Below are 25,447 nucleotides of genomic sequence, written 5' to 3' on the forward strand. Positions count from 1 at the left end.
TCTGCATTCGACCGGGGACGGTTGAGTCTGAGCCTTCCTATCTGACCGAAAATACCCGTCAAGCTAATAGGTTTGTGAATCCCTCCCATCGGGGAAAACCCGGAATGGTTTCTCCCCGATTCTCCCTTCCCCATCCGACCGCATTCTGATCGTGGTCAAGCGTGCCTAGCGCACAGCCCCGCCCCTGCCTTTCTCCCAAAACCGTTTAAGCTTTAGGCGAAAATGCCGTGGTCCGTTGCCAAATCAGGCCGGATGATCATTCGAAACCTTGTCAGGGGGAAATCAGCCATGTTCGAATCCGCCGAGTTAGGCCACAAAATCGACAAAGCCACCTATCAGCAAGAGATGCCCGCCTTGCGGGAGGCGTTGCTGCAAGCCCAATACGATTTGGTCCACCAAGCCCGCTTCCCCGTCGTCATTCTGGTGGGCGGCGTGGACGGGGCGGGCAAGAGCGAAATCGTCAACCTGCTCAACGAGTGGATGGACCCCCGCCACATCCAGACCCACGCCATGGGCGAACCCACCCCGGAAGAAGCCGACCGGCCCGCCATGTGGCGGTTCTGGCGCACCCTGCCGCCCAAGGGCAAGATCGGCATCTTCTTCGGCTCCTGGTACACCCAACCCATCGTCGACAAGGTGCTGGGGCGCACCAAAAACCCGGAACTGGACCAGCGCATGGACGAGGTGGTCCGCTTCGAGAAGATGCTGGCCGACGAGAACGCCCTGATCCTGAAAATCTGGCTGCACCTATCCAAAGATCAGCAGCGCAAGCGCCTCAAGGAACTGGAGAAAGGCCCCGGCACCCGCTGGCGCGTCACCGAACAGGATTGGGAGCGCTTCGCCCTGTACGACAAATTCCGCAAGGTGTCGGAACGCGCCCTGCGCCACACCAGCACCGGGGAAGCGCCGTGGATGGTGGTGGAAGGTGCCGACGCACGCTATCGGAGCCTCGCCGTCGGCAAGCTGATCCTACAAGCCATGCGCCGGATGCTGGACGATCCCACCCCGCCGGTCCATGAAAGCAGCGCCGCCCCGCCCATGCCATCCATCGACGGGCTACACCTGCTGAAAGCCTTGGACTTGGGCCAGAAGCTCGAAAAGAGGGACTACGAAAAGCAATTGGAGAAATATCAGGGCCGCTTGAACCTGCTGAGCCGGGAAGCCAAGTTCAGGGATATTTCCGTGCTGGCGGTGTTCGAGGGCAACGACGCCGCCGGCAAGGGTGGTGCCATCCGCCGCGTGACCGGCGCCTTGGACGCCCGCGTCTATCGGATCATTCCCGTGGCCGCGCCCACCGAGGAGGAACGCGCCCAACCCTATTTGTGGCGGTTCTGGCGGCATGTGCCGGGCAAAGGGCGCTTGGTCATCTTCGACCGCTCCTGGTATGGGCGGGTGCTGGTGGAACGGGTGGAGGGGTTTTGCTCCGAATACGATTGGATGCGGGCCTATCGCGAGATCGTCGATTTCGAGGAGCAACTCACCCGGCATAACGCGGTGGTGGTCAAGTTTTGGCTCGCCATCGACAAGGACGAGCAATTGCGGCGTTTCCAGGAGCGGGAGCAGACCGGCTTCAAGCGCTACAAGATCACCGACGAAGATTGGCGCAACCGGGAGAAATGGGGGTCTTACGAAGCCGCCGTGTGCGACATGGTGGAACGCACCGGCACGCCCGACGCGCCTTGGACGCTGGTGGCAGCCAACGATAAATATCACGCCCGCATCAGGATTTTGAAAACGCTGTGCGAGCGGATCGAGGCGGCGTTGGGTTGAATTAGAGCGTTTTCATTTTGGGTTTACGGCATTCACATAGGCCGACTCGGTTTTCAAAACCGAGTCGGCCTTGCTCGCTACCGTACATTCATGAGGGCGGGTGGCGGTTTCATTCCACGCCCGCCACTCCCTCACCCCGTGGATCGCTCGCCGCCCGGACCCGCCCCGCCTTTCTGTCCCACAACACCGCCTGCATATCCCCATAACGGCGCTCGACCTCCTTCAACTCGTGCCCCAAGCGGCGCAGCCCCGTCTTCTCCGCCGCGCTCAATCCGCCCAATTCGAACTCGATGACATCCGGCAGATATTGATGATGGAAGCGCGGCACAGACACCCACGACTCCGGCCCGTGGCCTTTCGCGAAGTCCAACACACCCAGCAGCACCATGGACACGATGCGGCTCCCACCCGGCGTGCCCAGCAGGCCCAGCCGGTGGCCATCGTCCAGGAAGGTTGGCGTCATGCTCGACAACATCCGCTTGCCCGGCGCGATGGCGTTGGCCTCGCCGCCCACCAGGCCGTAAATATTCGGCGAGCCGGGCTTGGCGGCGAAATCGTCCATCTCGTCGTTGAGCAACACGCCCGTACCCGGTGCCACGAAGCCGGAACCGAAGGCATTATTGATGCTGAGCGTGGCGGCGACGGCGTTGCCTTCCTTGTCCAGGATCGAGAAATGGGTGGTGTGTTCGCCCACGGATTCCGGCGCGGTGGGCTGGCTCAGATAGGCGCTGGGCATGGCCCGGTCTAGGCGGATGGTGGAGCGCAGCCCGTCGGCATAGTGGACGCTTAACAGCCGGAGCAGCGGAATCGCCACGAAATCCGGGTCGCCGAGATGGTCCTCGCGGTCGTGGTAGGCCCGGCGCATGGCTTCGACGACGAGGTGTTTGCAGGTGACTTCCGGCAGGTCGTCAAGGTTGTAGGCGTCGAGGATGTTCAGCATTTCCAGCAGCCCGACCCCACCCGCCGAGGGCGGCGCGGCGGTGGTGATTTGGATGCCGCGATAGGTGCCGCGCAGGGGAGGGCGCTCAATTACCCGATACTCCGCCAAATCCCGCTCAGTCCAGATGCCGCCCGCTTGTAGCACGCCTTTCACCAATTTTTCCGCCGTGGCTCCGGCATAGAACCCGGCCCGGCCAGCGCGGGCCATGGTCCGCAGCGTGTCCGCCAAATCCTTTGCCACCAGCCGATCGCCGGGTTCGGGCGGTTTGCCGCCGGGCAGGAAGATGGCTCGGGCCGAGGGATAGCGGCGCAACGCCTCCACCCTTGGCGTCAGCAGCTTGAGGTGCCGCTCGCCGACTGGAAAGCCTTGCTCGGCGTAACGGATGGCCGGGGCCAGGGTTTCCGCCAGCGGCAAACGCCCGTAGTTTTCCGCCAGATGGGCCAGCGCCGCAGGCATTCCGGGAATCCCTGCCGCTAGCGGGCCGTTGACCGAACGATCCGGCACGGGGTTTCCTGACGACTTGTCCAGGTACATGTCCCGCGTCGCGGCCAGCGGCGCACGCTCCCGCCCGTCCAGCATGACTTCCTTGCCATCCGCCGCCCGGCGCAGCAGCCAGAAGCCGCCGCCACCCAGCCCCGATCCCGCCGGTTCCACCACCGCCAGGGCCGCGCTCACCGCCACGGCGGCGTCGAAGGCGTTGCCGCCGTGGGCGAGGATTTCAAAGCCAGCGCGGGTCGCCAACGGGTGGGCGCTGGCGATGGCGGCTTGGGGCGGCGGGCGGGTGTCGGCGGGGCAGGCGTCGAGGAAGAACAGGCCGAGGCTGGCCGCGATGAGGGCGAGGAAGCGGGGACGTTTACGGTTTTGGGAAAAGTTCATGGCGGGCCTATCGGGAGTGCGGGATTCATCTGGCCCATGATCTCATGCCGGGCAAGATGAATCTTGCACTCCCGGTTCAAGGCTCCCTCTCCAGCGGGAGAGGGTTGGGGCGAGGGGAATCAAGAAGGAATTTTCTTTCCTTGGGGTCCGCTTGCCTGTTTGGCGTTATGAAGAAATGGTGGAAAAAATTCCTTTTAAGAACCCCCTCACCCTAGCCCTCTCCCGCTGGAGAGGGGACGAAATCTGCAAGACGAATCTCGTACTCCCGATGCTAGATGCCGATCAATTCGGATGGCGAAGCTTCCACAAGTCCTCGATCCAACCTAGTCGGCCATTCTCGAAGTGCAGCGCCTTGGGCACGCTGGGGTCGTCGAAATACCAAGTCTCCACCTCCGCCGGGACGGTGAAGCTGACCGGCACGCTGTTACAGACGGTGCGGGGCAGGTAGGTCACGGTCTGTGCTGGCGAACTGTTTGGGCCGGTGGGCACGGATTGGTAGACCGGCTGCTGAAGGGTCTGGCACTGCTGCTGGAAGGTGGTTTGCGTCCGCCATTCGGTGTGGCGGTCGGACGATTGCGGGTCACCGCATTTTTGCTGGACCTCGAATAGTTTTTGGCCCGGCTCGATAATCCAGCCGTCACAACGCATCATGGCCGGGGCGTTGCCCGCCATGAGTGTCAGAATCAAGCCCGTTAAAAATCCATACATGGACCCCTCCGATTCGTGGTTTTTTGCGAGAGGCGAACGGCCACCCGGCGTGGAGTGGGGGAAATGCGGTGAAATTCTTTGCGGCGCGAACTCGTCGGCTTGATGGGTTCCGCGAAGCTCCACCCATCCTACGATTCGGGTGTGGATTCTCGTCCTGACAAGCTTGCGGCAGGCTTAATCGCCGCCCCCGCCACAGCCGCCTCCGCAACCGCCGTCACTCCCGCCATCGCTGGCATCGCCGCCGCTGTCCCCGCCGCAACCGCCCCCACAGCCGATGTCGCTGCCGCAGTAAATATTGTCATCATTGCCGAATGACTGGCAATTCACAGCATAACGAAAACCATCCGGGATATTCAGCAGGCGGTCGATGGCGAACAGCAACGGCAGGCGGTCGGGGGTTTTGGGGTTGATGCCTTCGCGGTGACAGGCCAGCCGCCAAGCCCGCTTGATGCCGTCCTGGGCCTGGGTGGGGGAGGCCATGGCCTCGGCGGGCGTGTGGTGCAGGAACCGGCCCAAGGCTTGCCGACAAAACAGGTCGTAGGTGCGGGTGAACAGGATGAACTCGTGCCAGGCCGCGTCCACCACTTGCGAGGGCATGGCGACCATGCGGCGGCGGGACAGTCGGCAGAGCTGGAGGAATTCCCGCAGCGCGTCGAACACCAGCTCCATTTGCTCCGGCGTCAGGTGCGGGTAGCGCTTCATCACCCGCTTGGCGATGCCGGGGGGGAAAGGCGTATTCGGAGAGGAAGATTTCCCGGCGTTTCTGGGCGAGCCGGAGGGGCACCGTCACCGCCGCCGTGATGACGGCGAAAAGGATGAAGGCCAGGAGCGGGTCCACGGATGGATGCAGCGGTTAGGGCGGGAGAGTGGCCCGGCTTCCCACGGCGTTCCTTGCCATGGGAGGATGGGAATTACCAGAGATTAGCGGGCGCCCGCCTGCACATATTTGCGCAGCGGCGACCCGGTGTAGATTTGCCGGGGCCGGGCGATGCGGGTTGTGGGATCCTCGACCATTTCCTTCCAGTGGGCGATCCAGCCAGGCAGGCGACCGAGGGCGAACATCACCGTGAACATATTGGTGGGGATGCCCATGGCCCGGTACAGGATGCCGGAATAGAAATCCACGTTGGGGTAGAGCTTCCGCTCGATGAAATAGGGGTCGGTCAGCGCGGCCTCCTCCAAGCCCTTGGCGATTTCCAGGATGGGATCGTGGATGCCCATCTGCTCCAGGATTTCGTCACAGTAGCGCTTGAGGATGGTGGCGCGGGGGTCGTAGTTCTTGTAGACCCGGTGGCCGAAGCCCATCAGCCGGAACGGGTCTTTCTTGTCCTTGGCCTTGTCGATGTACTTCTTGTAATCGCAGCCGTCCTTCTCGATGTCCTCCAACATTTCGATCACCATCTGGTTGGCGCCGCCGTGCAGCGGTCCCCACAGGGCGCACACGCCCGCCGAGATGGAGGCGAACAGGTTGGCCTTGGACGATCCGACCATCCGCACCGTGGAGGTGGAGCAGTTCTGCTCGTGGTCGGCGTGCAGGATGAACAGCACTTCCAGCGCCTTGCGGACTGTCGGGTTCGGCTCGTAGTCCTGCATGGGCGTGGTGAACATCATGTGCATGAAGTTCGACACGTAATCCAGTTCCGGCCTGGTGTAGACGAAGGCTTCGCCCACCGAGCGCTTGTAGGCGAAGGCCGCCAGCACGCGCACCTTGGACAGCAGGCGGGTGATGCTCTGGCTCATTTCCTTCTGGGAGAGGTCGGGCCGCAGCAGTTCCGGGTGGTAGACCGACAGGGAGCAGACCATGGCGGAGAGGATCGCCATGGGGTGGGCGTGGCCGGGATAGGAGGTGAAGAAGCTCTTCATGTCCTCGTGGATGAGGGAGTGGACCAGCACCTTTTCCTTGAAGCGGGTGAACTGCTCGTTGGTGGGCAGCTCGCCGTAGATCAGCAGGTAGCAGACCTCCATGAAGGTGGATTTTTCGCACAGTTCGGCGATGTCGTAGCCACGGTAGCGGAGGATGCCCTTGTCGCCGTCGATGTAGGTGATGGCGGACTTGCAGGCACCGGTGTTGCCGTAGCCGGGGTCCAGGGTGAAGTACCCGGTCGAGGCGTGAAGGTTGGTAACGTCGATGCCCTTTTCATTCTCGGTGCCGATCACCACGGGGACTTCGAAGACCTTCCCATCCAGTTCAAGTTTTGCGGTTTCTGACATGGCTTTGGACCCCTGCATAACGTTATTAGATTAAGGGCAGTGTAACGGTAAGGCATGGGAGGGGCTAGCCCACGGAAACCGCGAAATCGCCGCCCGAAACGCTGTTCCTGCCAGGGCTAAATGGACGCCGTGAGCCGAATGGCTTGCAAATGGCGGCATTTATCGGGATTCGCGGGCCATGGGGGGGCTTCGCCTGCGGCGGGGCCGGGGCGGGAAACAATAAATTCACCTATTCAAAGGTGGGGGCGTGCTTCAGCCCGCGACAACCGCGCCTGATCGTGGGCTAAAGCCCACTCCCAGGCACTCAATCCGTGGCGGATGCCAGCCACTCCGCCGCGCCCGCGCCCGCCGCCCGTCCTGTCGCGAAGCAAGCCGTCAGCAAATAACCGCCGGTCGGCGCCTCCCAATCCAGCATTTCACCAGCACAAAACAGGCCAGGCCGGGCTTGGACCATCAAGCGCTCGTCCAAATCCTCGAACGCCACCCCGCCCGCGCTGCTGATGGCCTCGTCCAGCGGGCGCGGGCGGATGAGTTGCACCGGCAGCGCTTTGATGGCGGCGGCGAGGCGGGCCGGGTCGGCGAAATCCGCCGCCGACAGCGCTTCCCGGAGCAGCCCCGCCTTCGCCCCTTCGATGCCCGCCGCCCGCTTCAAATGATTCGCCATGGTGCGGGAACCACGCGGCTGGGCGAGGGTTGCGGCGAGACGCGCCAGGTCGCGGCCCGGCGCGAGATCGAGGCTGAGCGTCGCGCCGCCCGTCGCCTCAATGGTGTCGCGCAGGGGGGCCGACAGGGCGTAAATCAAGCTGCCCTCGACGCCGCTTTCCGTGACGACGAACTCGCCCTGCCGAGTGTGCGGCGTGCCTTTCGCGTCCGTGAACATCGCCACCACGGGCTTAACCGGCTGGCCTGCATAGCGGTCCCGGAAAGGCCCGCTCCAATCCACATCGAAGCCGCAATTGGCGGGCCGCAACGGACGCACGGCGATTCCACGCGCTTCCAGCAAGGGCACCCAAGCGCCGTCGGACCCGAGCCGCGCCCAACTGCCGCCGCCCAAGGCCAGCACCGCCGCGTCGGGACGCACGGTTTTCGTGCCCTGTGGGGCGTCGAAACGCAACGCGCCGGTTTCGTCCCAGCCCCGCCAGCGGTGCCGCACATGGAAAATTACGCCCAGGTCCCGCAGACGCCGCAGCCAGGCCCGCAGCAGCGGCGCGGCCTTCATCTCGGTGGGAAAGACCCGCCCGGAACTGCCCACGAAGGTTTCGACGCCCAGCCCCCGCGCCCAATCCCGCAGCGCGGTCGGGCCGAATTCGGTCAGCCATGGCACCAGCACGGCGCGGCGCTCGCCATAACGGTTCAGGAATGGCTCGAGCGGTTCGGCGTGGGTCAGGTTTAAACCGCCCTTGCCAGCCAGCAGGAATTTCCGGCCCACGGAGGGCATGGCGTCGTAAACATCGACCCGGATGCCGCGACTCGCCGCCGTTTCCGCCGCCATCAAGCCCGCCGGACCCGCGCCGATGACGGCGAGGGTGTTATTCGCCAATGATTTTCACCAGTACCCGCTTGCGGCGGCGCCCATCGAATTCGCCGTAGAAAATCTGTTCCCACGGGCCGAAGTCCAGCCGCCCGCCGGTGATGGCGACCACCACTTCGCGGCCCATGACTTGCCGCTTGAGGTGGGAGTCGCCGTTGTCTTCGCCGGTGCGGTTGTGGCGGTATTGGCTGATGGGTTCGTGGGGCGCCAGTTTTTCCAGCCAGGCTTCGAAGTCGCGGTGCAGGCCGGATTCGTCGTCGTTGATGAACACCGATGAGGTGATGTGCATGGCGTTCACGAGGACCAAGCCTTCTTGCACGCCGCTGTCGCGCAGGCAGTCTTCCACGTCTGGGGTGATGTTGGTGAAGGAAATCCGGCTCGGGGTCTCGAACCACAGTTCTTTTCGATAGCTCTTCATGGGGGCGTTCTCCGCTGACGGCAGGGGCCGCAAAAGTGCGAATGGTGCGGGAGATTGGGGGCGGGGACAAGCCGGGGTTTGGGTGGGGCGGGTTGAGCGGCTGCTCTGGAAGGTTCGGCGTTGGCGGCGGCGGGTTGTTCGTTCGATGGCGGAGGATGAAGCGTGAACCCGGAAGGTTGGAGATTGGGCCTTGCGCCTATGACGCTTGAACCTGTGGCGATGAATGATGAACCCGCGAGGGTGGAACGATGAGTCTTTTGGGATGAAGGGCGAACCTTCCGCCATCAACGATGAACCTTCGATGGTTGACGGATGGACCCTTGAGGGTTGGGCGATGGACCGCCGGGGGTGAAGGATGAACCCGACGGGGTTGTCGGGTGATCCTTTGGGAATGGCGGGAGGGGTGGTTATATTCTTACGAAATACGGCAGGGCGATGAGTCCAACCCCAATCGCCACTAGCAAGAGAATGTTTGATATGAAATAGGGAAATATCATTAACCCGACACCGCACAGTAATGGAACGATGGCTTGCTGCTTTTTGCCGTATATAAAAAAGCCGAATCCGATGGACCCGAATAAAACCCCCCAAAGTAAGCCTGCGGTGCTGTTCAAATCGTTACCTCTTTTGATTTCATTAATCCGGAAATTTGGTTTGTAGGCCGGATTGGGGCTTTGCGGAGGCCCAGGCCCATAGGATGTGCCGACGAAGGAGGCGCATCAGGATGTCGGAATGATGCGCTTCGTTCCTCAGCGCATCCTATGGCCCTTCTTCGGGCACATAAACGCTAGAATTTTCATATTTTTCCGGTTGTGCCGCCTGCTGTGTAACCGGTCGCTTAGGCGGCAATCCCGGACCAAGAATGGCATCAAATATACGGTCCATATAACGTTTCATGCATTCCCGCGTATCATTTGACATATCCCTAGTTGCTTGATCAGTTTCAAGAAACTTTATAACTGATGGATTTCTTCATTTGAAGCTCTAAATACTCCATTTATGCCTTTTTTCCAAACAGATATTCCGCCATCGCCTTCAGCTTCGATTGAAACGCTTTGCCCTAAAGAACAGCCTGTTACCATAAGCTGGCTTAATTGATCGACGTTTTCCTTCTTAAAGCAAAAATAGTATGCGTCCATCCTGCAATCAGAAATCCAAACATAAACCTTCGTAGCATCTGTTTTCTCCGAAAATGTCCATAAACATCCTTAAGCCTAACGTGAAATAGACCCCCCAAAGGCGTCTTTTATTACACCATTTGGGGTGCATAAGACGGTATGAACCGCCCCTAACCCGCCTGCGTGCTGAACCTGCTTTTTTAGTGGGGAATTTCGTAAGTTTTTTATACACCTTCGCCCTATAGCAGACAAGCCCAGCCTACATGACCGGGATCGAGACAAGTTCGGACCAAACACCTCCGCATTCCATCCAAGCCACCCCGGCTAACACCTCCCACACTCAATCACCAATGCTCGATCCGTCGAAAATTTCCCCGCCATTCCCGCCGCCCCAATCACTCTCAAGCCGCGCATCAATTCTGACATGCCACAGAATGTCATGATAAGTAATATTCCATATAGGTAAGCCCATTTGATAAGTAGTTTCACTAATTGCGTAAAGATTTACGAATACCCTCAGTCATCATCGAAATCCAAAGTCAGCCCAGCCAAAAAAATCATTCGCTGAATGAATGGTTCACTGTTGCGGTTAAGGAAGGATTGTTACAAGATATGGGTCGGATCACCCGTCGGCAACAGGATGTTGAATGATGCTCTCTCCAATCTCTTTTGCAGCGCCCGCCCCACCGTTGCGGATAGTGGCCTTGGCGCGTGCCCGGCCACGACATCCGTCACCATTCAGCCAAGCCTGTTACCCTTCTGAAACCATTTTATGGACCCCGCCCAACCAAGGTTAAGAAGGTGTCGAACGTGATTCGAGATGGACTGATGTTACCCAATTTAAACCCCATTTAGCCGGGCCGATAAACTCAAGAATACCGGCCCAAATTCCCCGCCAACAAGGAGTAATGACCGTGGAAAGGATGACCTTAGCGACCGGAACCCGTCGTGCGGCAACGGATTGGAGAAACCAAGAATTCCCCATGGGCCAGCGAGATGTAATCCTGCTGCAACCCGACCGTTCCGTCCCCAAAACCTTCATCGAAAGCCTCAAAAGCGCTGGCTGGAATCCCAATGTCTTCACAGACCGGCGGGAGGCCCATAAGCTGCTCAACCTCAAAGAAATTTATGTGGGCGTCGTCTTGCTCGGCGCCGACCTGAACGAAGACACCCAGCGCGAACTCACGGAGGCCATGAGCCAGCACCCCGCCACCGAGTGGATCGCCGTCGTCGATCCGCTGCTGGTCAACGCCGTCGAACACGCGGCCTTCCTCCGGGAGTTCTTCTTCGATTTCCACACCGCCCCCGTCGAAATGGAGCGGCTGCTGTTCTCCCTCGGCCATGCCTACGGCGCGGCCAAGCTGGGCAGCGCCAGCCACCGGGAATTCCGCACCACGGCCCACCAGAAATTCGGCCTGATTGGCTCCAGCCGCGCCATGGGCCGGGTGTTCGCCGACATGGAAAAGATCAGCCGCAGCGACGAGCCGGTCATCATCACCGGGGAAACCGGCACCGGCAAAGAGTTGGTGGCGCGGGCCATCCACGGCCAATCCCGGCGCTCGGCCAAGCCCTTCGTGGCGGTCAATTGCGGGGCGATCCCGGAAACCTTGATTCAGAGCGAGTTATTCGGCCACATCAAGGGCGCCTTCACCGGGGCCGCCGACGCCCGCATCGGGTACTTGGAAGCCGGGTCGGGCGGCACGGTGTTTCTGGACGGCATCGAAGACCTTTCGCCGTTGGGGCAGGTCAGCCTGTTGCGCTTCCTCCAGGAAAAGAACGTGACCCGCATCGGCGCGAAAGACATGGTGCCGGTGGATGTCAGGATCATCGCCTCGGCCAGCCCCACGCTCTTGACCGCCGTGGCCCAGAACGTGGTGCGGGAGGATTTGTATTACCGGCTCAATGTCTTGCAGGTGGATGTGCCGCCCTTGCGGGAGCGGGGCGCGGACTCGGTGGAAATCGCTGAATACGTGGTGGACCGCTTCAACCGGGAGCGCCGCAAGGACATGAAGCGGCTGTCCCGCAACGCCTGTGAGCGCATTCTTGAATACCCCTGGCCGGGCAACGTCCGGGAGCTGATCGCCAGCGTGAACCGTGCCGCCGTGCTGACCAATGGGCGGCTGATTAATCAGGCCGATTTGGGGCTGCCGGAAGTGGTGAAATTCACTGGCAGGACGCTCCGGGAGATCAAGTCGAGTGCGGTGGAGCAGGCGCTCATCTGGGCCTTGACCGAGACCAAGAATATTTCCAGCGCGGCGCGGCAGCTCGGCGTCTCCCGCGTCACGCTGTACCGGCTGATGGAAAAGCACGCCATCAGGACGCCCAGCTTGCAGGGGTTGAACGGCTTGAGGGGGTGATGGGGGAGGAGCGGAAAACGGGAGGGGGAGGGATAACATCCCGTCAAGGAATGTTATCCCTGATCGCTCAGGCGAATTAAGAATGCTTGTCCGGGTCGCCGATGTACTTTTTGTACGCCTCGATCCAGTTGGTGCGAATCTGGTCCTGGGCGTCCTTCAGGCTGACTTCGCCCTTGCAAACCTTGTCGTGCAGGATTTGCTCCAGGTAGTCCTTGCGGCGGGCGGACCACTTGGCGAGCAACACCTGCGGCCAGATGTTCTTCGGATCGGTGGGATGACCACCCAGCGACAGGGGAATCAGATGGTCCATCTGATAATGCTTGAGGTTGTCGTCCGTGTAACGGTATTGCTTGAGTTGCTCCTTCTCGATGTTTTCGAGGAAGGAGACCGGCGGCATGTGACCCTCGGTCCAGGTGAAATGGGTCACTTTGCAGATGGATTCCTTGATGTTGGCCGCGGTGACTTCCGAGTCGGTGGCGCCGGGGGTCAGGTTCAGGTCGGGCAGTTCGCTGGACTGGGCCGCCGCGGCGAACAGGGCTAGCGCGAAGAATAAGGCTTTTTTCATGGGTGTCTCCCGGAAAAGTAACGGCATGGGCGCGGAAAATTTCGCCGGGTATTGTCGCACTCCCCCACAAAATTGGCAGCAAAAGCGGTGGCCCGTCCGGGTCGCCGGATGCCCTTCCGATAAAAATGGACCGTTTCCCCCCGCAATTAAAGAGGGTTCCGAAGCGCCCTAGTGCTTTGTCAGCCATTGAGTAACGTGATAGGGGTAGGTCGGGCAGGTATTTCCTGCCCGACGTTTCGGCCAGACCGCCGCGTCGGGCATCAGTACATGCCCGACCTACCCCTGGTTTCCAACTCGCTCGTAGTCCCGGCTTCAGCCGGTTCCCAAGCCGCTGAAAGTTCGTCCGTTCATACTTTGATAGCTCAGCACGAACGGACGAACTTTCAGCAAACGAGCCGCTGCCTCACATGTTGTAAGCCGTCTCCCCATGCTCGGCGATGTCGAGTCCCTGCCGCTCCACCTCCTCGCTGACGCGCAGGCCAATAATCAGGTCCACGAGCTTGTAGGCGATGAAGGAGACCACGCCCGACCAGAGCATGGCGGTCAGCACGCCCCAGGCTTGGCTCACCAATTGGGTGCCGATGCTGTAGTCCCCCACGGCGTTGGCGACGTAATCGTAGACGCCGGTGCCGCCCAACATCGGCGAGGCCACAATGGCCGTGCCGAGGGAGCCGATGGTGCCGCCGATGCCGTGGATGCCGAACACGTCCAGGGAGTCGTCATACCCCAGCCTATTCTTGAGGCTGGTCACGGCCCAGAAGCACACGGCACCGGCCAGCAATCCCAGGACAATGGCGCCCATGGGGCCGGACCAGCCGCAGGCCGGGGTGATGGCGACCAGTCCCGCCACCGCGCCGGACGCGCCGCCCAACATGCTGGGCGCGCCCCGCGCCAGCCATTCGACAGCGGCCCAAGCCAAGGTGGCGGCGGCGGTGGCCAGCAGGGTATTCACGAACACCAGGGACGCGGTACCGTTGGCCTCCAGGTTGGAGCCGACGTTGAAGCCGAACCAGCCCACCCACAGCAGGGACGCGCCGAACATGGTCATGGCGACGCTGTGCGGGGCCATGGGTTCGCGCCCGAAGCCGACGCGCTTGCCGATCACCAAGCAGCCCACCAGTCCCGCGATGCCGGCGTTGATGTGGACCACGGTGCCGCCCGCGAAATCGAGGGCGCCCTTCTGGAAGATGAACCCGGCGGTGGCCGACGCGGCGGCAGCGGCCTTGGCGTCGGTGTAAGCATCCGGGCCGGGCCAATACCAGACCATGTGGGCGATGGGCAAATACGAGAACGTGAACCACAGCCCGATGAACAACAGCACGGCGGAGAACTTCATCCGCTCGGCGAAGGCACCGACGATCAGGGCCGGGGTGATGGCGGCGAACGTCAGTTGGAAAACGATGTAAATGTATTCGGGGATGACCACGCCCTTGCTGAAAGTCGCGGCGACCGAGCCCGGCGTGATTCCTTTCAGGAACAGCTTGCTGAATCCGCCGAGGATCGCGCTGCCCTCGGTGAAGGCGAGGCTGTAGCCGTACAAGGCCCACAGAATCGCCACCATGGAAAAGACGGCGAGCATCTGCATCAGGACCGACAGCATGTTCTTGGCGCGGACCATGCCGCCATAGAACAGCGCCAGTCCGGGCAACACCATGAGAATGACCAGCACCGTCGCGACGATCAACCAAGCGGTGTCGCCTTTGACCGGGGTGGGCGGGGATGCCACGGCAGCGACGGGGGCCGCCGCCGTCGGTGCCGTGACGGGGGCTTGAGCAACCGGGGCCGGGATGGCTGCCGCAGGCTTGGTGGCCGCGCCGGACGTGGCCGGAGCGGTTTTGGCGACGGGCGCGGCTGCTGGGGAATCGGCGGGTTTCTTCGCCGCCGCCGTTTGGCTGAGGCTTAATAAAACGATTAAGGCGGTCAAACTTAAAATTCTTGTCATTGGAATTCCCGAATATTTTGAAATTAACAGACCTGGCTAAGCTGAATGTTTTCTCCGGGGCGATGGGCCTCGAACCCCCGTGTCCTCGGCGAGGTTGAGACCGGCGGTTAGGGACAATAGGATTATGTGCAGGACTTATACCAAGCCGGATTGGTGTGGGTTTCGGGCGTGATTAGCGGGCTTTTGCTTGGTGCCGGAATGATTGGCTTGCACCAGCTTAAATCAGAGCAAAAAAAGGGGTGCCCGAAGGCACCCCGCTAAGTATCGATCCGAAGGGGGATCGGGGCTACATGTGATAGGCGGTTTCGCCGTGTTCGGTGATGTCGAGACCCTGGCGTTCGATCTCGTCGGTGACGCGGAGGCCAATGGTCAGGTCCACGATCTTATAGGCGATGAACGAAACGATGCCGGACCACACCAGTGCGGTGCCCACGCCCCAGGCTTGGCTGACGAACTGCGTGCCGATGCTGTAATCGGGCGCGACCGCGTTGGAGACGTAGTCCCACACGCCGGTGCCGCCCAAGGCCGGTGAGGCCACCACGGCGGTGCCCAAGGCGCCGATGATGCCGCCGACGCCGTGGACGCCGAACACGTCCAGGGAGTCGTCATAGCCGAGGATGTTCTTCAGCTTGGTGACGGACCAGAAGCACACGGCACCGGCTAGCAATCCCAGGACGATGGCGCCCATGGGGCCGGACCAGCCGCAGGCCGGGGTGATGGCGACCAGGCCCGCGACCGCGCCGGACGCGCCGCCCAACATGCTGGGCTTACCGCGAGCCAACCATTCCGCGCCCACCCAAGCCAGGGTGGCGGCGGCGGTGGCGAGCAGGGTGTTGACGAACACCAGGGCGGCGAGACCGTTGGCTTCCAGGTTGGAGCCGACGTTGAAGCCGAACCAGCCCACCCACAGCAGGGACGCGCCGATCATGGTCATGGTGACGCTGTGCGGGGCCATGGATTCGCGCCCGAAACCGAGCCGCTTGCCAATGACGATACAGCCCACCAGCCCGGCGATACCGGCGTTGATGTGAACTACGGTGCCGCCCGCGAAGTCCAGGGCACCTTTCTGGAACAGGAACCCGGCGGTGGCGGCAGCGGCTTCGGCGGCCTTGGCGTCGGTGTAGAGATCGGGACCGGCCCAGTACCACACCATGTGGGCGATGGGCAGATAAGAGAAGGTGAACCAGATCACCATGAACAGCAGCACGCCGGAGAACTTCACCCGCTCGGCGAAGGCGCCCACGATAAGGGCCGGGGTGATGGCGGCGAAGGTGAGCTGGAAGGCGATGTAGATGTATTCGGGGACGACCACGCCCTTGCTGAAGGTCGCGGCCACCGAGTCCGGCGTCACGCCTTTCAGGAATGCCTTGCTGAAGCCGCCGAAGAAGGCGTTGCCCTCGGTGAAGGCGACGCTATAGCCGTACAAGGCCCACAACACGGCCATCAAAGAAAAAATGACGAAAACCTGCATCAACACGGACAGCATGTTCTTGGCGCGCACCATGCCGCCGTAGAACAGGGCCAGTCCGGGCACGATCATGAGGATGACCAGCACGGTGGCGACGATCATCCAAGCGGTGTCCCCCTTGTTCGGAACCGGGGCGGCGGCAGCGGCAGCGGCTTCTTCCGCGCCAACGATCCCCGCCTGGCCCAGCAGGAGTAATAAAGCAAGTGAACTAAAAATTCTTAGCATGGGGTGGCCCTTCTTATTGGATTAAAGTGCGTCGGCGCCGGTCTCGCCGGTACGGATGCGGATGACCTGTTCTAGCTCGAACACGAAGATTTTGCCATCGCCGATCTTGCCGGTGTTGGCGGTCTTGGAGATGGCTTCGAGGACGATGTCCAACTGCTCGTCCGTCACGGCGACTTCGAGCTTGACCTTGGGCAGGAAATCGACGACGTATTCCGCGCCCCGGTACAACTCGGTGTGTCCCTTTTGCCGCCCGAAGCCCTTGACCTCGGTGACGGTGATGCCGGAAATGCCCACGTCGGACAAAGCCTCGCGGACATCGTCCAGCTTGAATGGTTTGAGAATGGCAGTCACGAATTTCATTTACAGGGTTCTCCTCAATGGCTATGGTCGGGAATACGCGGGCGTTCGGCCGGAGCCTGAACGTCAAACATGTGTCAACTGACTCACACCGGCTAATGCAGTACCCGTGCCAGCGCCCGGAAAGCCCTAATTCGCCCGAGTGGAATTTCGCGAAGTGGGTCGAATGCGGCCAGATATGCACCACCATAAAACACCCACCCTTGGTTGCACTTGATTGGTGCGAATTAGCCGTGACATTAGCGGGGATTTTCGTTTCGCGAGGCCGGGGGCAGGTCCGCGCCCTTAAATTCAAGGCGTTGGAGGGATGCCATCCGGGTTCGGAAAAAATCGTGCGATTTTGCTAAAAGCGTCAAAAACGCTGTTTGTATGTAAATCAAATTAAGCTAGGTTATTCATTTTCAAGCGGGGCGCATCGTAATCGGGCGCGACCACCCAACGCCACGGAAACCATATAGGGCGGGTTTTTCGGGTTACCCCGAAAAAAAAGGGCTTGGTTTACATGAAATTGACCGTTGGCACATTCGCTGCTTTCTTTTAAGGGATGGCGAATCCATGCGTGCGATTGGCGCTTACGCTTCCATGGCTCGGGCCTGAAGGAGACTCCGGCCCGGTAGGGTGCCGGTCTTTTCCAGACGCCATTCCCTTAACCCACTGAAATTCAGCGAGCCGATTTATGACGCAAGCAGCGGAAGGCAATTTCAACCCCTCGTTTCATTTTCTAGGACTGATTCAGAAAGCGATGGCCGACGGCGTGGCGCGGCGTTGCGCCTTGCCGAATAGTTCGGAGGTTTACCTCGTCCCGGCGGAGAACACTTTCTACACCAAGGCGACCCGGCTGGAGGAGTTGGAGGCGCTTTGCCAGGCCGCGCCCTTCGACCTGACCGTGGAAAGCCTGCCCGAATGGCGGCGGGAGAACGCCAACGAAACCGTGCGGGTGGGCCGGATGTGGCTGCGCAAGCAGGCGGCCAGCGGCGCACCGGCGGGACTCAATGCGCGGCCCCTTCCGGAATTGCTGTGGTACGCCACCCTGAGCGCTTCCCGTGGGCAGCTTATGCAGGGCTGCCGGTCGGACGATCCGGTGCGCCTCAAGCGCTGGCCGGACTTCTCGGTGCTTTTCCATCGCGACAGCTATCCAACGCTGGCCGCTTATATGGCCGAGGAAAGCGCCGACTTGGCGACCGTGGCCGCGAACACCGGCGTGCCGCTGGCGGAGGTGTTCAGCTTCTACAACGCCTGCTCGGTGCTGGGCCTGATTGAGCGCGGCAACGTGTTCGAGCCGCGTGAATACCTGCTGGGGCTGATCCAGCGCGCCCTGGCCGACGGGCAGATGCGGCGTTGTGTGCTGCCCGGCCTTCCCGCGCTGTTCATCGCGCCACAAGCGGGCAAGTACCACACCCTGGCCGACCGGGCGGGCCTCGCCGCGTTTAGTTCGGCCATGTTGATCGACCTTGAGGTGGATGTGGTCAATGGCCTCTGCGAGCCGTCGGAAGAGGAGGAAGTGGTGCAGGTTGGCCGGATGTTGGTGCGTCGCAAGAAGCCGTCCACCACGCCGAAGATGCCCGCCCGCTCCTTGTCCGAGCTGATGTTCTTGGCGGCGCTGGGCGCTTCGCGGGGACGGATGGAGGTGGGTGGCCGACCCGACGAGCCGGTGCGCTTGCAGCGCTGGCCGGACGCCATCTGTATGGAGCAGGACCGCCGGTTCTTCTCCCTGGCGGCGTTCATGACGTCCAACGCGGCCAGCCTGACCGTGATCGCCGAACGCACCGACATCCCGCTCGCCAGGGTGGTGGATTTCCATAACGCTTGCGCGGCGGCTGAAATCATTGAGCATCCGGGCAGGGAGAATCTCTCGGCGCGTAGCACGAATGACGGGGAGCGGGCGGTCTACCGCAAGATCGCCAAGGCACTGGACGGACTGAAGGCAGGCATCCATGTCGAACACGCCTATTAAATCCACCAGCCATCTCAAACTGGTGTTCACCGGGAGCGTCGGGGCGGGCAAGACCACGGCCATTGCCGCCATCAGCGAGGTGCCGCCCATCTTGACCGAGGCGAAGCCCAGCGATGACGTGGGATTCCGCAAAAGCAGCACGACCGTCGCCATGGATTACGGCGAACTGACCCTGGAAGACGGGACGAAGCTGAATCTCTACGGCACGCCGGGCCAACGCCGCTTCGATTTCATGTGCCATATCCTCACCAAGGGCGCCCTGGGGTTGATCGTCCTGGTGAATAACTCCCTGCCCAATCCCTTGGAGGAGCTGGATTACTATCTCAACCTCAACGCCGATTTCCTCAAGAATCAACCGGCGGTGATTGGCGTCACTCATTTGGACGTGGCGACCACCCCGGATATATCCGATTATTATCAGTGCCTTAACGAGCGCGGTGAAAACTGGCCCGTGTTACGGGCCGATGCCCGCGAGCCGGGCGATGTGGTGCTGCTGATAAACGCCTTATTGTCAGTGCTGGAATATGGTTGACGGCTTGGCAGGGTAATATTACCTGTATTAACTCGGGGGTATCGTGGGATCCCCGGGGTGTCCGAACGCTAGAGTATCGCCGCCCTGTGAATTATCGGGACGAAAACGCGGTTATTGAACGATAATTACCGGATGGCATCGCCCCGAATTCCACCCAAAAGTTCGACCGGCAGACGAAAAAACCTATTCCGGGGCCGGTTGGTTAGGGAATGGCTTAGAAACTCCCGCGTTTCCGCATCGGGGACGTGCTGTGAAAGGGCTTGTAGCTCAGGCCGGAAGCACTTATTTTAGCCGTCACCTATGACAGATTTCTTTTCCCCGCTGTTCGCCATGGCCGGACTCTCGCCCGATGGGAGTGGAGCCTACCCGGCATGGCTACATGCTTCTTTTGATGCGCTCATCGCGCTGGTGTATGGGTTGACGGCTGGGTGTCTTTTTTTATTATCCAGGCGTCAACTTGAGCTTGCTCCTTACGCCAATCTTCTTCGGACTTCCGCCCTGCTCGCTATTTTTTGCGGCATCCCTTATTTGTTGGGCGTGCCCGGCTATTGGTATCCGAACGGCTGGCTGGCGCTAAGCCTCCGGGTATTGGTGGGCTTGTCCGCCATGGGCGCGGTCGCCGTGGCGGGGCGCTTGCTGTTCGGCTTGCTGTTCCCCTCGCCGGAAAAAAACACCTTCAGCGATGTGGGCCAGGAATTAAGCACCTTATTGGAACGGCACAAACAGACCGAGGACGAATTGCGCAAGCTGTCCCTGGCGGTCGAGCATAGCTCCAGCATGGTGCTCATCATCGACACCCAGGGCCGGGTGGAATATTGCAACCCGGCGTTCTGCAAAATCACCGGCTACACCGAAAAAGAGGTCCGGGGACGCCGCGCCTCCGTGCTGATGGCCAAGGAAACCGACCAGCATGTGTCCGTTGAGCTTTGGAACACCCTGAATCGGGGCGAAACCTGGGAAGGCGAATTGCTGGAGCGGAAAAAGAATGGCGACCTGTTTTGGTGCCTGAAATACTTCGCCCCCATCCGCAACGACGACGGCAAGACCACCCACTTCGTGGCGGTCTCCCACGACATCACCGAAGTGAAGAACTCGGAGGAGACCATCCGGCGGCTGGCCTATTACGACCCGCTCACCAGCTTGCCCAACCGCACCTTGTTCAAGCAGCGCCTAGAGCAGATTTTCCTCGCCGCCGGGCGTGACGGCACCTCGTTCGCGGTGATGTACCTGGACCTGGACCGCTTCAAGGACATCAACGACAGCCTGGGCCACGACTACGGCGATCAACTGCTGGTGGCGGTCGCCCAGCGCTTGCGGGAATGCGTGGGCGACAAGGATGTCATCGCCCGCTTAGGGGGCGACGAATTCGCCATCATCATGCCGGAGCTGCGCCATCAGAAAATCGCCGGGGCGGCGGCGGCGACCATCCAACAAGCCTTGAGCCGGCCCTTCGCCCTGGGTGGACACGATTTGTTTGTGACCGCCAGCCTCGGCATCAGCCTGTACCCCAACGACCATTCCGACGTGGACCATCTCATCAAGATGGCCGACTCCGCCATGTACAACGCCAAGGACATGGGCCGCAACCAGTTCCAGTATTACAACGAACTGCCCAAGATCGTGCCAGTGGAGCAGCTTTCCCTGCAAAACGACCTGCGCTTCGCCTTGGAGCGGAACGAGCTGCAAGTCTATTACCAGCCCAAGTTCGAAATGGACAGCGAGCAGTGCCACTCGGTGGAGGCGTTGCTGCGCTGGCGGCATCCGTCGCGGGGCATGGTCTCGCCGGGCCGGTTCATTCCCATCGCCGAGCAGACCGGGCTGATCGGTCCCATCGGCGAATGGCTGCTGCGGGCGGTCAGCGCCCAGATCAAGAAATGGAAGTCCGAAGGCATCGACCTGTCGGTGGCGATCAACCTGTCGGCCCAGCAATTCCGCCAGAAGAACCTGCTGAGCCGCATCGACGCCATTCTGGAAGAAACCGGCGTGGACCGGACCCGCCTGGAATTTGAAATCACCGAGTCCGCCGTCATGGGCAATCCCGAGCAGACCGCCGAAATCATGCGCAGCCTGAAGCAGCGCGGCGTGTCGCTGGCCATCGACGACTTCGGCACCGGCTATTCCTCGCTGAGTTATCTCCGCATGTTCCCGGTGGATATCCTCAAGATCGACCAATCCTTCGTGCGGGACATCGGCACGCCTTCAGGCGACACCCGCATTGTCCGGGCCATCGCCGCCCTGGCCCACAGCCTGGAACTGACGGTCGTGGCGGAGGGCGTGGAAACCCGGGCGCAGTTGGAGTTTCTCAGGCAACTTAATTGCGATTTGATCCAAGGCTACTACTACAGCCCGCCCCTGCCCGCCAACGATTTGATCGACCGGCTCAACGCCATTAAGAAGGGCGGCGTTGGTAAGCAAGTCGCCATGGGCTGAACCACGAGCGGTTTTGTTAGACGGCCCCGGCCAAATCCTTACATGCTCCGGCCATTCTGCGATACGATTGCCAAGCCAAGCTTTCAGCCCACCATGACTCATACCGCCATGCTCGACACCACCACCTTGAACGACCTCGCCAAACGCCTCGCCGAAGCCATCCCCGCCGATGTGCGGCTCTTCAAAAGCGACATGGAGAAGAATTTCCACGCCATCCTGCAAGCCTCGTTCAGCAAAATGAACTTGGTCAGCCGGGAGGAATTCGATGTCCAACGGGCCGTGCTGGCCCGCACCCGCGAGCAACTGGCAGCGCTGGAGGCTCGGATCGCCGAGTTGGAAAAGCAAACGCTGGCTCCTTGATCCGGGACGGGGGATAGCGCCATGTCCTTGGCTATTGTTTACACCCGTGGTCGGCAAGGCATCCACGCGCCGCTGGTCACGGTCGAGGTCCATATTTCCAACGGCCTGCCCAGCCTCTCGCTGGTGGGCCTGCCGGAAACCGCCGTGAAGGAGAGCAAGGACCGCGTGCGCGGCGCTTTGCTCAACTCTAATTTCGAATTCCCGCTGCAACGCATCACCGTCAACATGGCGCCCGCCGACATTCCCAAGGAGGGCGGGCGGTTCGATCTCGCCATCGCCCTGGGGATTCTGGCGGCGTCCGGCCAATTGCGCACCGCGCCGCTGCTGGATGTGGAGTGCGTGGGCGAACTGTCCTTGGGCGGCGAGCTGCGCCCGGTGGCGGGCGTGCTGCCGGTGGCGATCCAGGCCCGCAACGCCGGTCGGGCGCTGCTGGTGCCCCGCGAGAACGCCGCCGAAGCCGCTCTGGTGGAAGACGTGAACATCCTGCCCGCCGGTCATTTGCTGGAGGTCTGCGCTCACCTCAACGGCCAGCGCCGGATCGAGTTCGAGCCTATCGAGCCGCTGGAATCCGATGGGGTGGACGTGCCCGATTTCGCCGATGTGCATGGGCATTACCACGCCAAACGCGCCCTGGAGGTCGCCGCCGTGGGTCGCCACAACTTGTTGATGCTGGGACCGCCGGGCACCGGCAAATCCATGTTGGCCTCGCGTTTGCCCGGCATCATGCCGCCGCTCAGCGATGATGAAGCCCTGGAAAGCGCGGCCATTGCCTCAGTCAGCGAGGTGCCGTTCGATCCGCGCCATTGGCGGCGTCCGCCTTTCCGCTCCCCGCATCACACCGCGTCCGCCCCGGCCCTGGTGGGTGGCGGCGGCAATCCGAAGCCGGGTGAGGTGTCCCTCGCGACCAATGGTGTCTTGTTCTTGGATGAACTGCCCGAATTCGACCGCAAGGTGCTGGAAGTGCTGCGCGAACCCCTGGAAACCGGCTCCATCACCATTTCCCGCGCCGCCCGGCAGGTGGACTTCCCGGCCCGCTTCCAACTGGTCGCGGCCATGAATCCCTGTCCCTGCGGCTATCTCGGCGACGCCACCGGGCGTTGCCGCTGCACCGCCGAGCAGGTCTTGCGCTACCGGGCCAGGATTTCCGGCCCTTTGCTGGACCGCATCGACATGCACATTGAGGTGCCGAGGGTGTCCCATGAGATGCTGCGCCACGGCACGCCCGGCGGCGAGGAGTCCAGCGCCACCATCCGCGAGCGGGTGATGGCCGCCCGCCGCAAAGCGATGGAGCGCACGGGCCGACCCAATGCGTGGTTGAATCCCCAGCAAATCAAGCGGGTCTGCGCGGTCGGCGACGACGGCCATCGGCTCCTGGAAAGCGCCATCGAAAAACTGGGGCTATCGCACCGCGCCTATCACCGCATCCTCAAGCTGGCCCGCACCATCGCCGATTTGAACGGTGCCGAGCATATCGCCGTGCCACATCTGAGCGAGGCGATTGGCTATCGGCGACTGGATCGGATGGTCAGAACTGGAAAGGGCTGATCTTCTAGCGGTTCTATGGATGGGTTCCGCAAGCGCCACCCATCCTATTCATTGCAAGCGTATCCTGCCGAGATACGGGACGCGAACCGATCATTGCCCACGTATCCCGGTAAAATGGCGGACCATCCCCGCCCAATTCAACTTCCCCCATGCCCGACCTCAACCCCCAACAACACGCCGCCGTCATCACGGTGGATTGCCCGCTGCTGGTCCTCGCCGGGGCCGGTAGCGGCAAAACCAAGGTCATCACCGAGAAAATCGCCCACCTCATTAAACAGGGCACGCCCGCCCGGAACATCGCCGCCGTCACCTTCACCAACAAGGCGGCGCGGGAAATGAAAACGCGGGTGGGGAAGATCGTCGATGACAAGAATATCCGGGGGCTGACCGTCTCCACCTTCCACGCGCTCGGACTCGACATCGTGCGCCGGGAACACGCCGCGCTGGGCTTCAAGAAGGCCATTTCCATCTTCGATGAGCACGACCGGCTGGTGCTGGTGAAGGAACTCATCAAGCACGGCGCGGCGGCGGTGGATATCGACAAGGCGGAAGCCTATGCCTGGCAAATCAGCCGCTGGAAGAATCTGTTCATCACGCCGGAGCAGGCCGTGGACACGGGCGGCGTGATCGAGCCGGGCACGGCGCAGTTGTACGAGGCGTACTTTCGGCACATGAAATCCTATAACGCGGTGGATTTCGACGACCTAATTTTGCTGCCGGTGCTGCTGTTCCAGGATAAGCCGGACATCCTGGAGAAATGGCGCAACAAAATCCGCTATTTATTGGTGGACGAATACCAGGACACCAACCTGACCCAGTATCAAATGGTCAAGCTGCTGGCCGGGACGCTGGGCCGCTTCACCGTGGTGGGCGATGACGACCAATCCATTTATTCCTGGCGCGGGGCGCAGCCGGAGAATTTGGCGCAATTGCAGAAGGATTTTCCCCGGCTCAAGGTCATCAAGCTGGAACAGAATTACCGCTCCACCGGGCGCATCCTGAAAGCGGCGAATAAGCTCATCGCCAATAATCCGCATGTCTTCGAGAAGCGCCTGTGGAGCGCCTTCGGTCCCGGTGATTTGCTGCGGGTGTTGCACCACAAGAACGAAACCGCCGAAGCCCGGCAAGTCGCGTCTGATCTCATCCACCACAAGTTCCGCCACGCCACCCAGTTCCGGCATTACGCCATCCTGTACCGGGGCAATCACCAATCGAAGCTGTTCGAGCAGGCGTTGCGGGAAGCCGGCATTCCCTATCACATCAGCGGCGGCATGTCCTTCTTCGGCTATGCGGAAATCAAGGACGTCATGGCCTATCTGCGGCTGCTGGTGAACCCGGACGATGACGCGGCCTTCCTGCGGGTGGTCAATGTGCCGCGCCGGGAAATCGGCCCGGCCACGCTGGAAAAGCTCGGCACCTACGCCAACCGGCGACATATCAGCCTGTTCGCCGCCTGCCAAGAATTCGGCTTGAGCCAAGAACTTGGCGACGCCGCCCTAAACCGCTTGCAGCGCTTCTGCGGCCACTTGACCGATGTGGCCGATAGGGCAGGGCGGGGCGACACCTTCGCGGTGATCGACCAATTCATCGCCGATGTGGGCTACGAGAACTGGCTGCTCGAAAGCCTCGACAGCAAGGACGCCGCCCGCCGCAAGATGGGCCAAGTGCGGGAGTTGCTGGATTGGCTCAAGCGCATCGCCACGCAAGACGACGAGGCCAAGAAAAAGAGCCTCGCCGAAGTCGTCGCCCGCATCATGCTGCTGGACATCCTCGACCGCAATGAGGAGGAGAACACCAGCGACCGGGTTCACCTGATGACCTTGCACGCCGCGAAGGGCTTGGAGTTCCCTTATGTGTATCTGGTCGGCATGGAGGAGAACATCCTGCCGCACCAGACCAGCATCGACGAGGGCAACGTGGAAGAGGAACGCCGCTTGGCCTATGTGGGCATCACGCGGGCGCAGCGGCTGTTGACCTTGAGCTATTGCACCCACCGCAAACGCCATGGCGATATTGTGGAGTGCCAGCCCAGCCGCTTCCTGAGCGAGTTGCCGGAGGATGAGCTGGAATGGACCGCCCGCAAGGCGCTAGACCCGGAAACGAAGAAGGAGCGCGGTATGGCCCATTTGGCGAATATCCG

Annotated in this window: 19 protein-coding genes; 8 read left to right on the forward strand and 11 right to left on the reverse strand. The window is 61.4% G+C overall.

The annotated features are described in order from the left end of the window. The first annotated feature begins 288 nt into the window (after window positions 1-288). Window positions 289-1,770, forward strand: coding sequence for a polyphosphate:AMP phosphotransferase (gene pap / locus ACXWUF_RS03070; protein ID WP_458493185.1), 1,482 nt, complete (start codon window positions 289-291; stop codon window positions 1,768-1,770). Window positions 1,771-1,879: 109 nt separating this feature from the next. Here pap and ggt read toward each other — a convergent pair whose 3' ends face one another. The 7 genes from ggt to ACXWUF_RS03105 form a co-directional block, all read right to left on the reverse strand. Next, the gene (gene ggt, locus ACXWUF_RS03075; protein WP_458493186.1) at window positions 1,880-3,586 is read right to left on the reverse strand and encodes a gamma-glutamyltransferase; all 1,707 of its coding nucleotides are present in this window, start codon (window positions 3,584-3,586) and stop codon (window positions 1,880-1,882) included. A gap of 282 nt (window positions 3,587-3,868) precedes the next feature. Then, window positions 3,869-4,294, reverse strand: a complete 426-nt coding sequence (locus tag ACXWUF_RS03080; RefSeq protein WP_458493187.1) for a DUF2845 domain-containing protein — start codon at window positions 4,292-4,294, stop codon at window positions 3,869-3,871. Window positions 4,295-4,468: 174 nt separating this feature from the next. Next, a complete protein-coding gene (locus ACXWUF_RS03085; RefSeq protein WP_458493188.1) occupies window positions 4,469-4,996 on the reverse strand; it encodes a glycine-rich domain-containing protein in 528 nt (175 codons plus the stop codon). Window positions 4,997-5,215: 219 nt separating this feature from the next. After that, window positions 5,216-6,505 (reverse strand): citrate synthase, encoded by a 1,290-nt coding sequence (locus ACXWUF_RS03090; RefSeq protein WP_458493189.1) that lies wholly within the window; start codon window positions 6,503-6,505, stop codon window positions 5,216-5,218. A 304-nt stretch (window positions 6,506-6,809) separates the two neighbouring features. Then, a complete protein-coding gene (locus ACXWUF_RS03095; RefSeq protein WP_458493190.1) occupies window positions 6,810-8,045 on the reverse strand; it encodes a TIGR03862 family flavoprotein in 1,236 nt (411 codons plus the stop codon). Beyond that, window positions 8,035-8,454, reverse strand: coding sequence for a secondary thiamine-phosphate synthase enzyme YjbQ (locus tag ACXWUF_RS03100; protein WP_458493191.1), 420 nt, complete (start codon window positions 8,452-8,454; stop codon window positions 8,035-8,037). Before ACXWUF_RS03100 ends, ACXWUF_RS03095 begins: the two co-directional genes overlap by 11 nt. Before the next feature lie 953 nt (window positions 8,455-9,407). Beyond that, window positions 9,408-9,593 carry a hypothetical protein gene (locus ACXWUF_RS03105; RefSeq protein ID WP_458493192.1) on the reverse strand — a complete coding sequence of 62 codons (186 nt, stop codon included), beginning with the start codon at window positions 9,591-9,593 and terminating at the stop codon, window positions 9,408-9,410. 962 nt (window positions 9,594-10,555) lie between these two features. On the opposite strand from ACXWUF_RS03105, the gene ACXWUF_RS03110 reads away from it, so the two are divergent. Next, the gene (locus ACXWUF_RS03110) at window positions 10,556-11,929 is read left to right on the forward strand and encodes a sigma-54-dependent transcriptional regulator (RefSeq protein ID WP_458493193.1); all 1,374 of its coding nucleotides are present in this window, start codon (window positions 10,556-10,558) and stop codon (window positions 11,927-11,929) included. Between the two features lie 76 nt (window positions 11,930-12,005). Here the strand turns inward: ACXWUF_RS03110 and ACXWUF_RS03115 are convergent, their stop codons facing one another. The 4 genes from ACXWUF_RS03115 to glnK form a co-directional block, all read right to left on the reverse strand. After that, entirely contained in the window at window positions 12,006-12,494 is a 489-nt protein-coding gene (locus tag ACXWUF_RS03115) for a hypothetical protein (protein WP_458493194.1), read from the reverse strand. Window positions 12,495-12,897: 403 nt separating this feature from the next. Further along, window positions 12,898-14,220 carry an ammonium transporter gene (locus ACXWUF_RS03120; RefSeq protein WP_458493203.1) on the reverse strand — a complete coding sequence of 441 codons (1,323 nt, stop codon included), beginning with the start codon at window positions 14,218-14,220 and terminating at the stop codon, window positions 12,898-12,900. 502 nt (window positions 14,221-14,722) lie between these two features. Continuing rightward, window positions 14,723-16,129, reverse strand: coding sequence for an ammonium transporter (locus tag ACXWUF_RS03125; RefSeq protein WP_458493195.1), 1,407 nt, complete (start codon window positions 16,127-16,129; stop codon window positions 14,723-14,725). Window positions 16,130-16,150: 21 nt separating this feature from the next. Next, a complete protein-coding gene (glnK, locus tag ACXWUF_RS03130) occupies window positions 16,151-16,489 on the reverse strand; it encodes a P-II family nitrogen regulator (protein WP_458493196.1) in 339 nt (112 codons plus the stop codon). A 673-nt stretch (window positions 16,490-17,162) separates the two neighbouring features. Here glnK and ACXWUF_RS03135 point away from each other — a divergent pair. The 6 genes from ACXWUF_RS03135 to rep all read left to right on the forward strand — a co-directional run. Then, complete coding sequence (locus tag ACXWUF_RS03135; protein ID WP_458493197.1) at window positions 17,163-18,440, forward strand: hypothetical protein; 1,278 nt, start codon at window positions 17,163-17,165, stop codon at window positions 18,438-18,440. After that, complete coding sequence (locus ACXWUF_RS03140; RefSeq protein ID WP_458493198.1) at window positions 18,421-18,972, forward strand: GTP-binding protein; 552 nt, start codon at window positions 18,421-18,423, stop codon at window positions 18,970-18,972. Before ACXWUF_RS03135 ends, ACXWUF_RS03140 begins: the two co-directional genes overlap by 20 nt. 300 nt (window positions 18,973-19,272) lie before the next feature. Then, window positions 19,273-21,402, forward strand: coding sequence for a putative bifunctional diguanylate cyclase/phosphodiesterase (locus ACXWUF_RS03145; protein ID WP_458493199.1), 2,130 nt, complete (start codon window positions 19,273-19,275; stop codon window positions 21,400-21,402). A 42-nt stretch (window positions 21,403-21,444) separates the two neighbouring features. Next, a complete protein-coding gene (gene ubiK, locus ACXWUF_RS03150) occupies window positions 21,445-21,762 on the forward strand; it encodes a ubiquinone biosynthesis accessory factor UbiK (protein ID WP_458493200.1) in 318 nt (105 codons plus the stop codon). Between the two features lie 21 nt (window positions 21,763-21,783). After that, window positions 21,784-23,307, forward strand: a complete 1,524-nt coding sequence (locus tag ACXWUF_RS03155; RefSeq protein WP_458493201.1) for a YifB family Mg chelatase-like AAA ATPase — start codon at window positions 21,784-21,786, stop codon at window positions 23,305-23,307. A 149-nt stretch (window positions 23,308-23,456) separates the two neighbouring features. Beyond that, a partial coding sequence (gene rep / locus ACXWUF_RS03160) for a DNA helicase Rep (RefSeq protein WP_458493202.1) occupies window positions 23,457-25,447 on the forward strand: 1,991 nt, incomplete at its 3' end.

This window comes from Methylomagnum sp., from assembly GCF_054333355.1.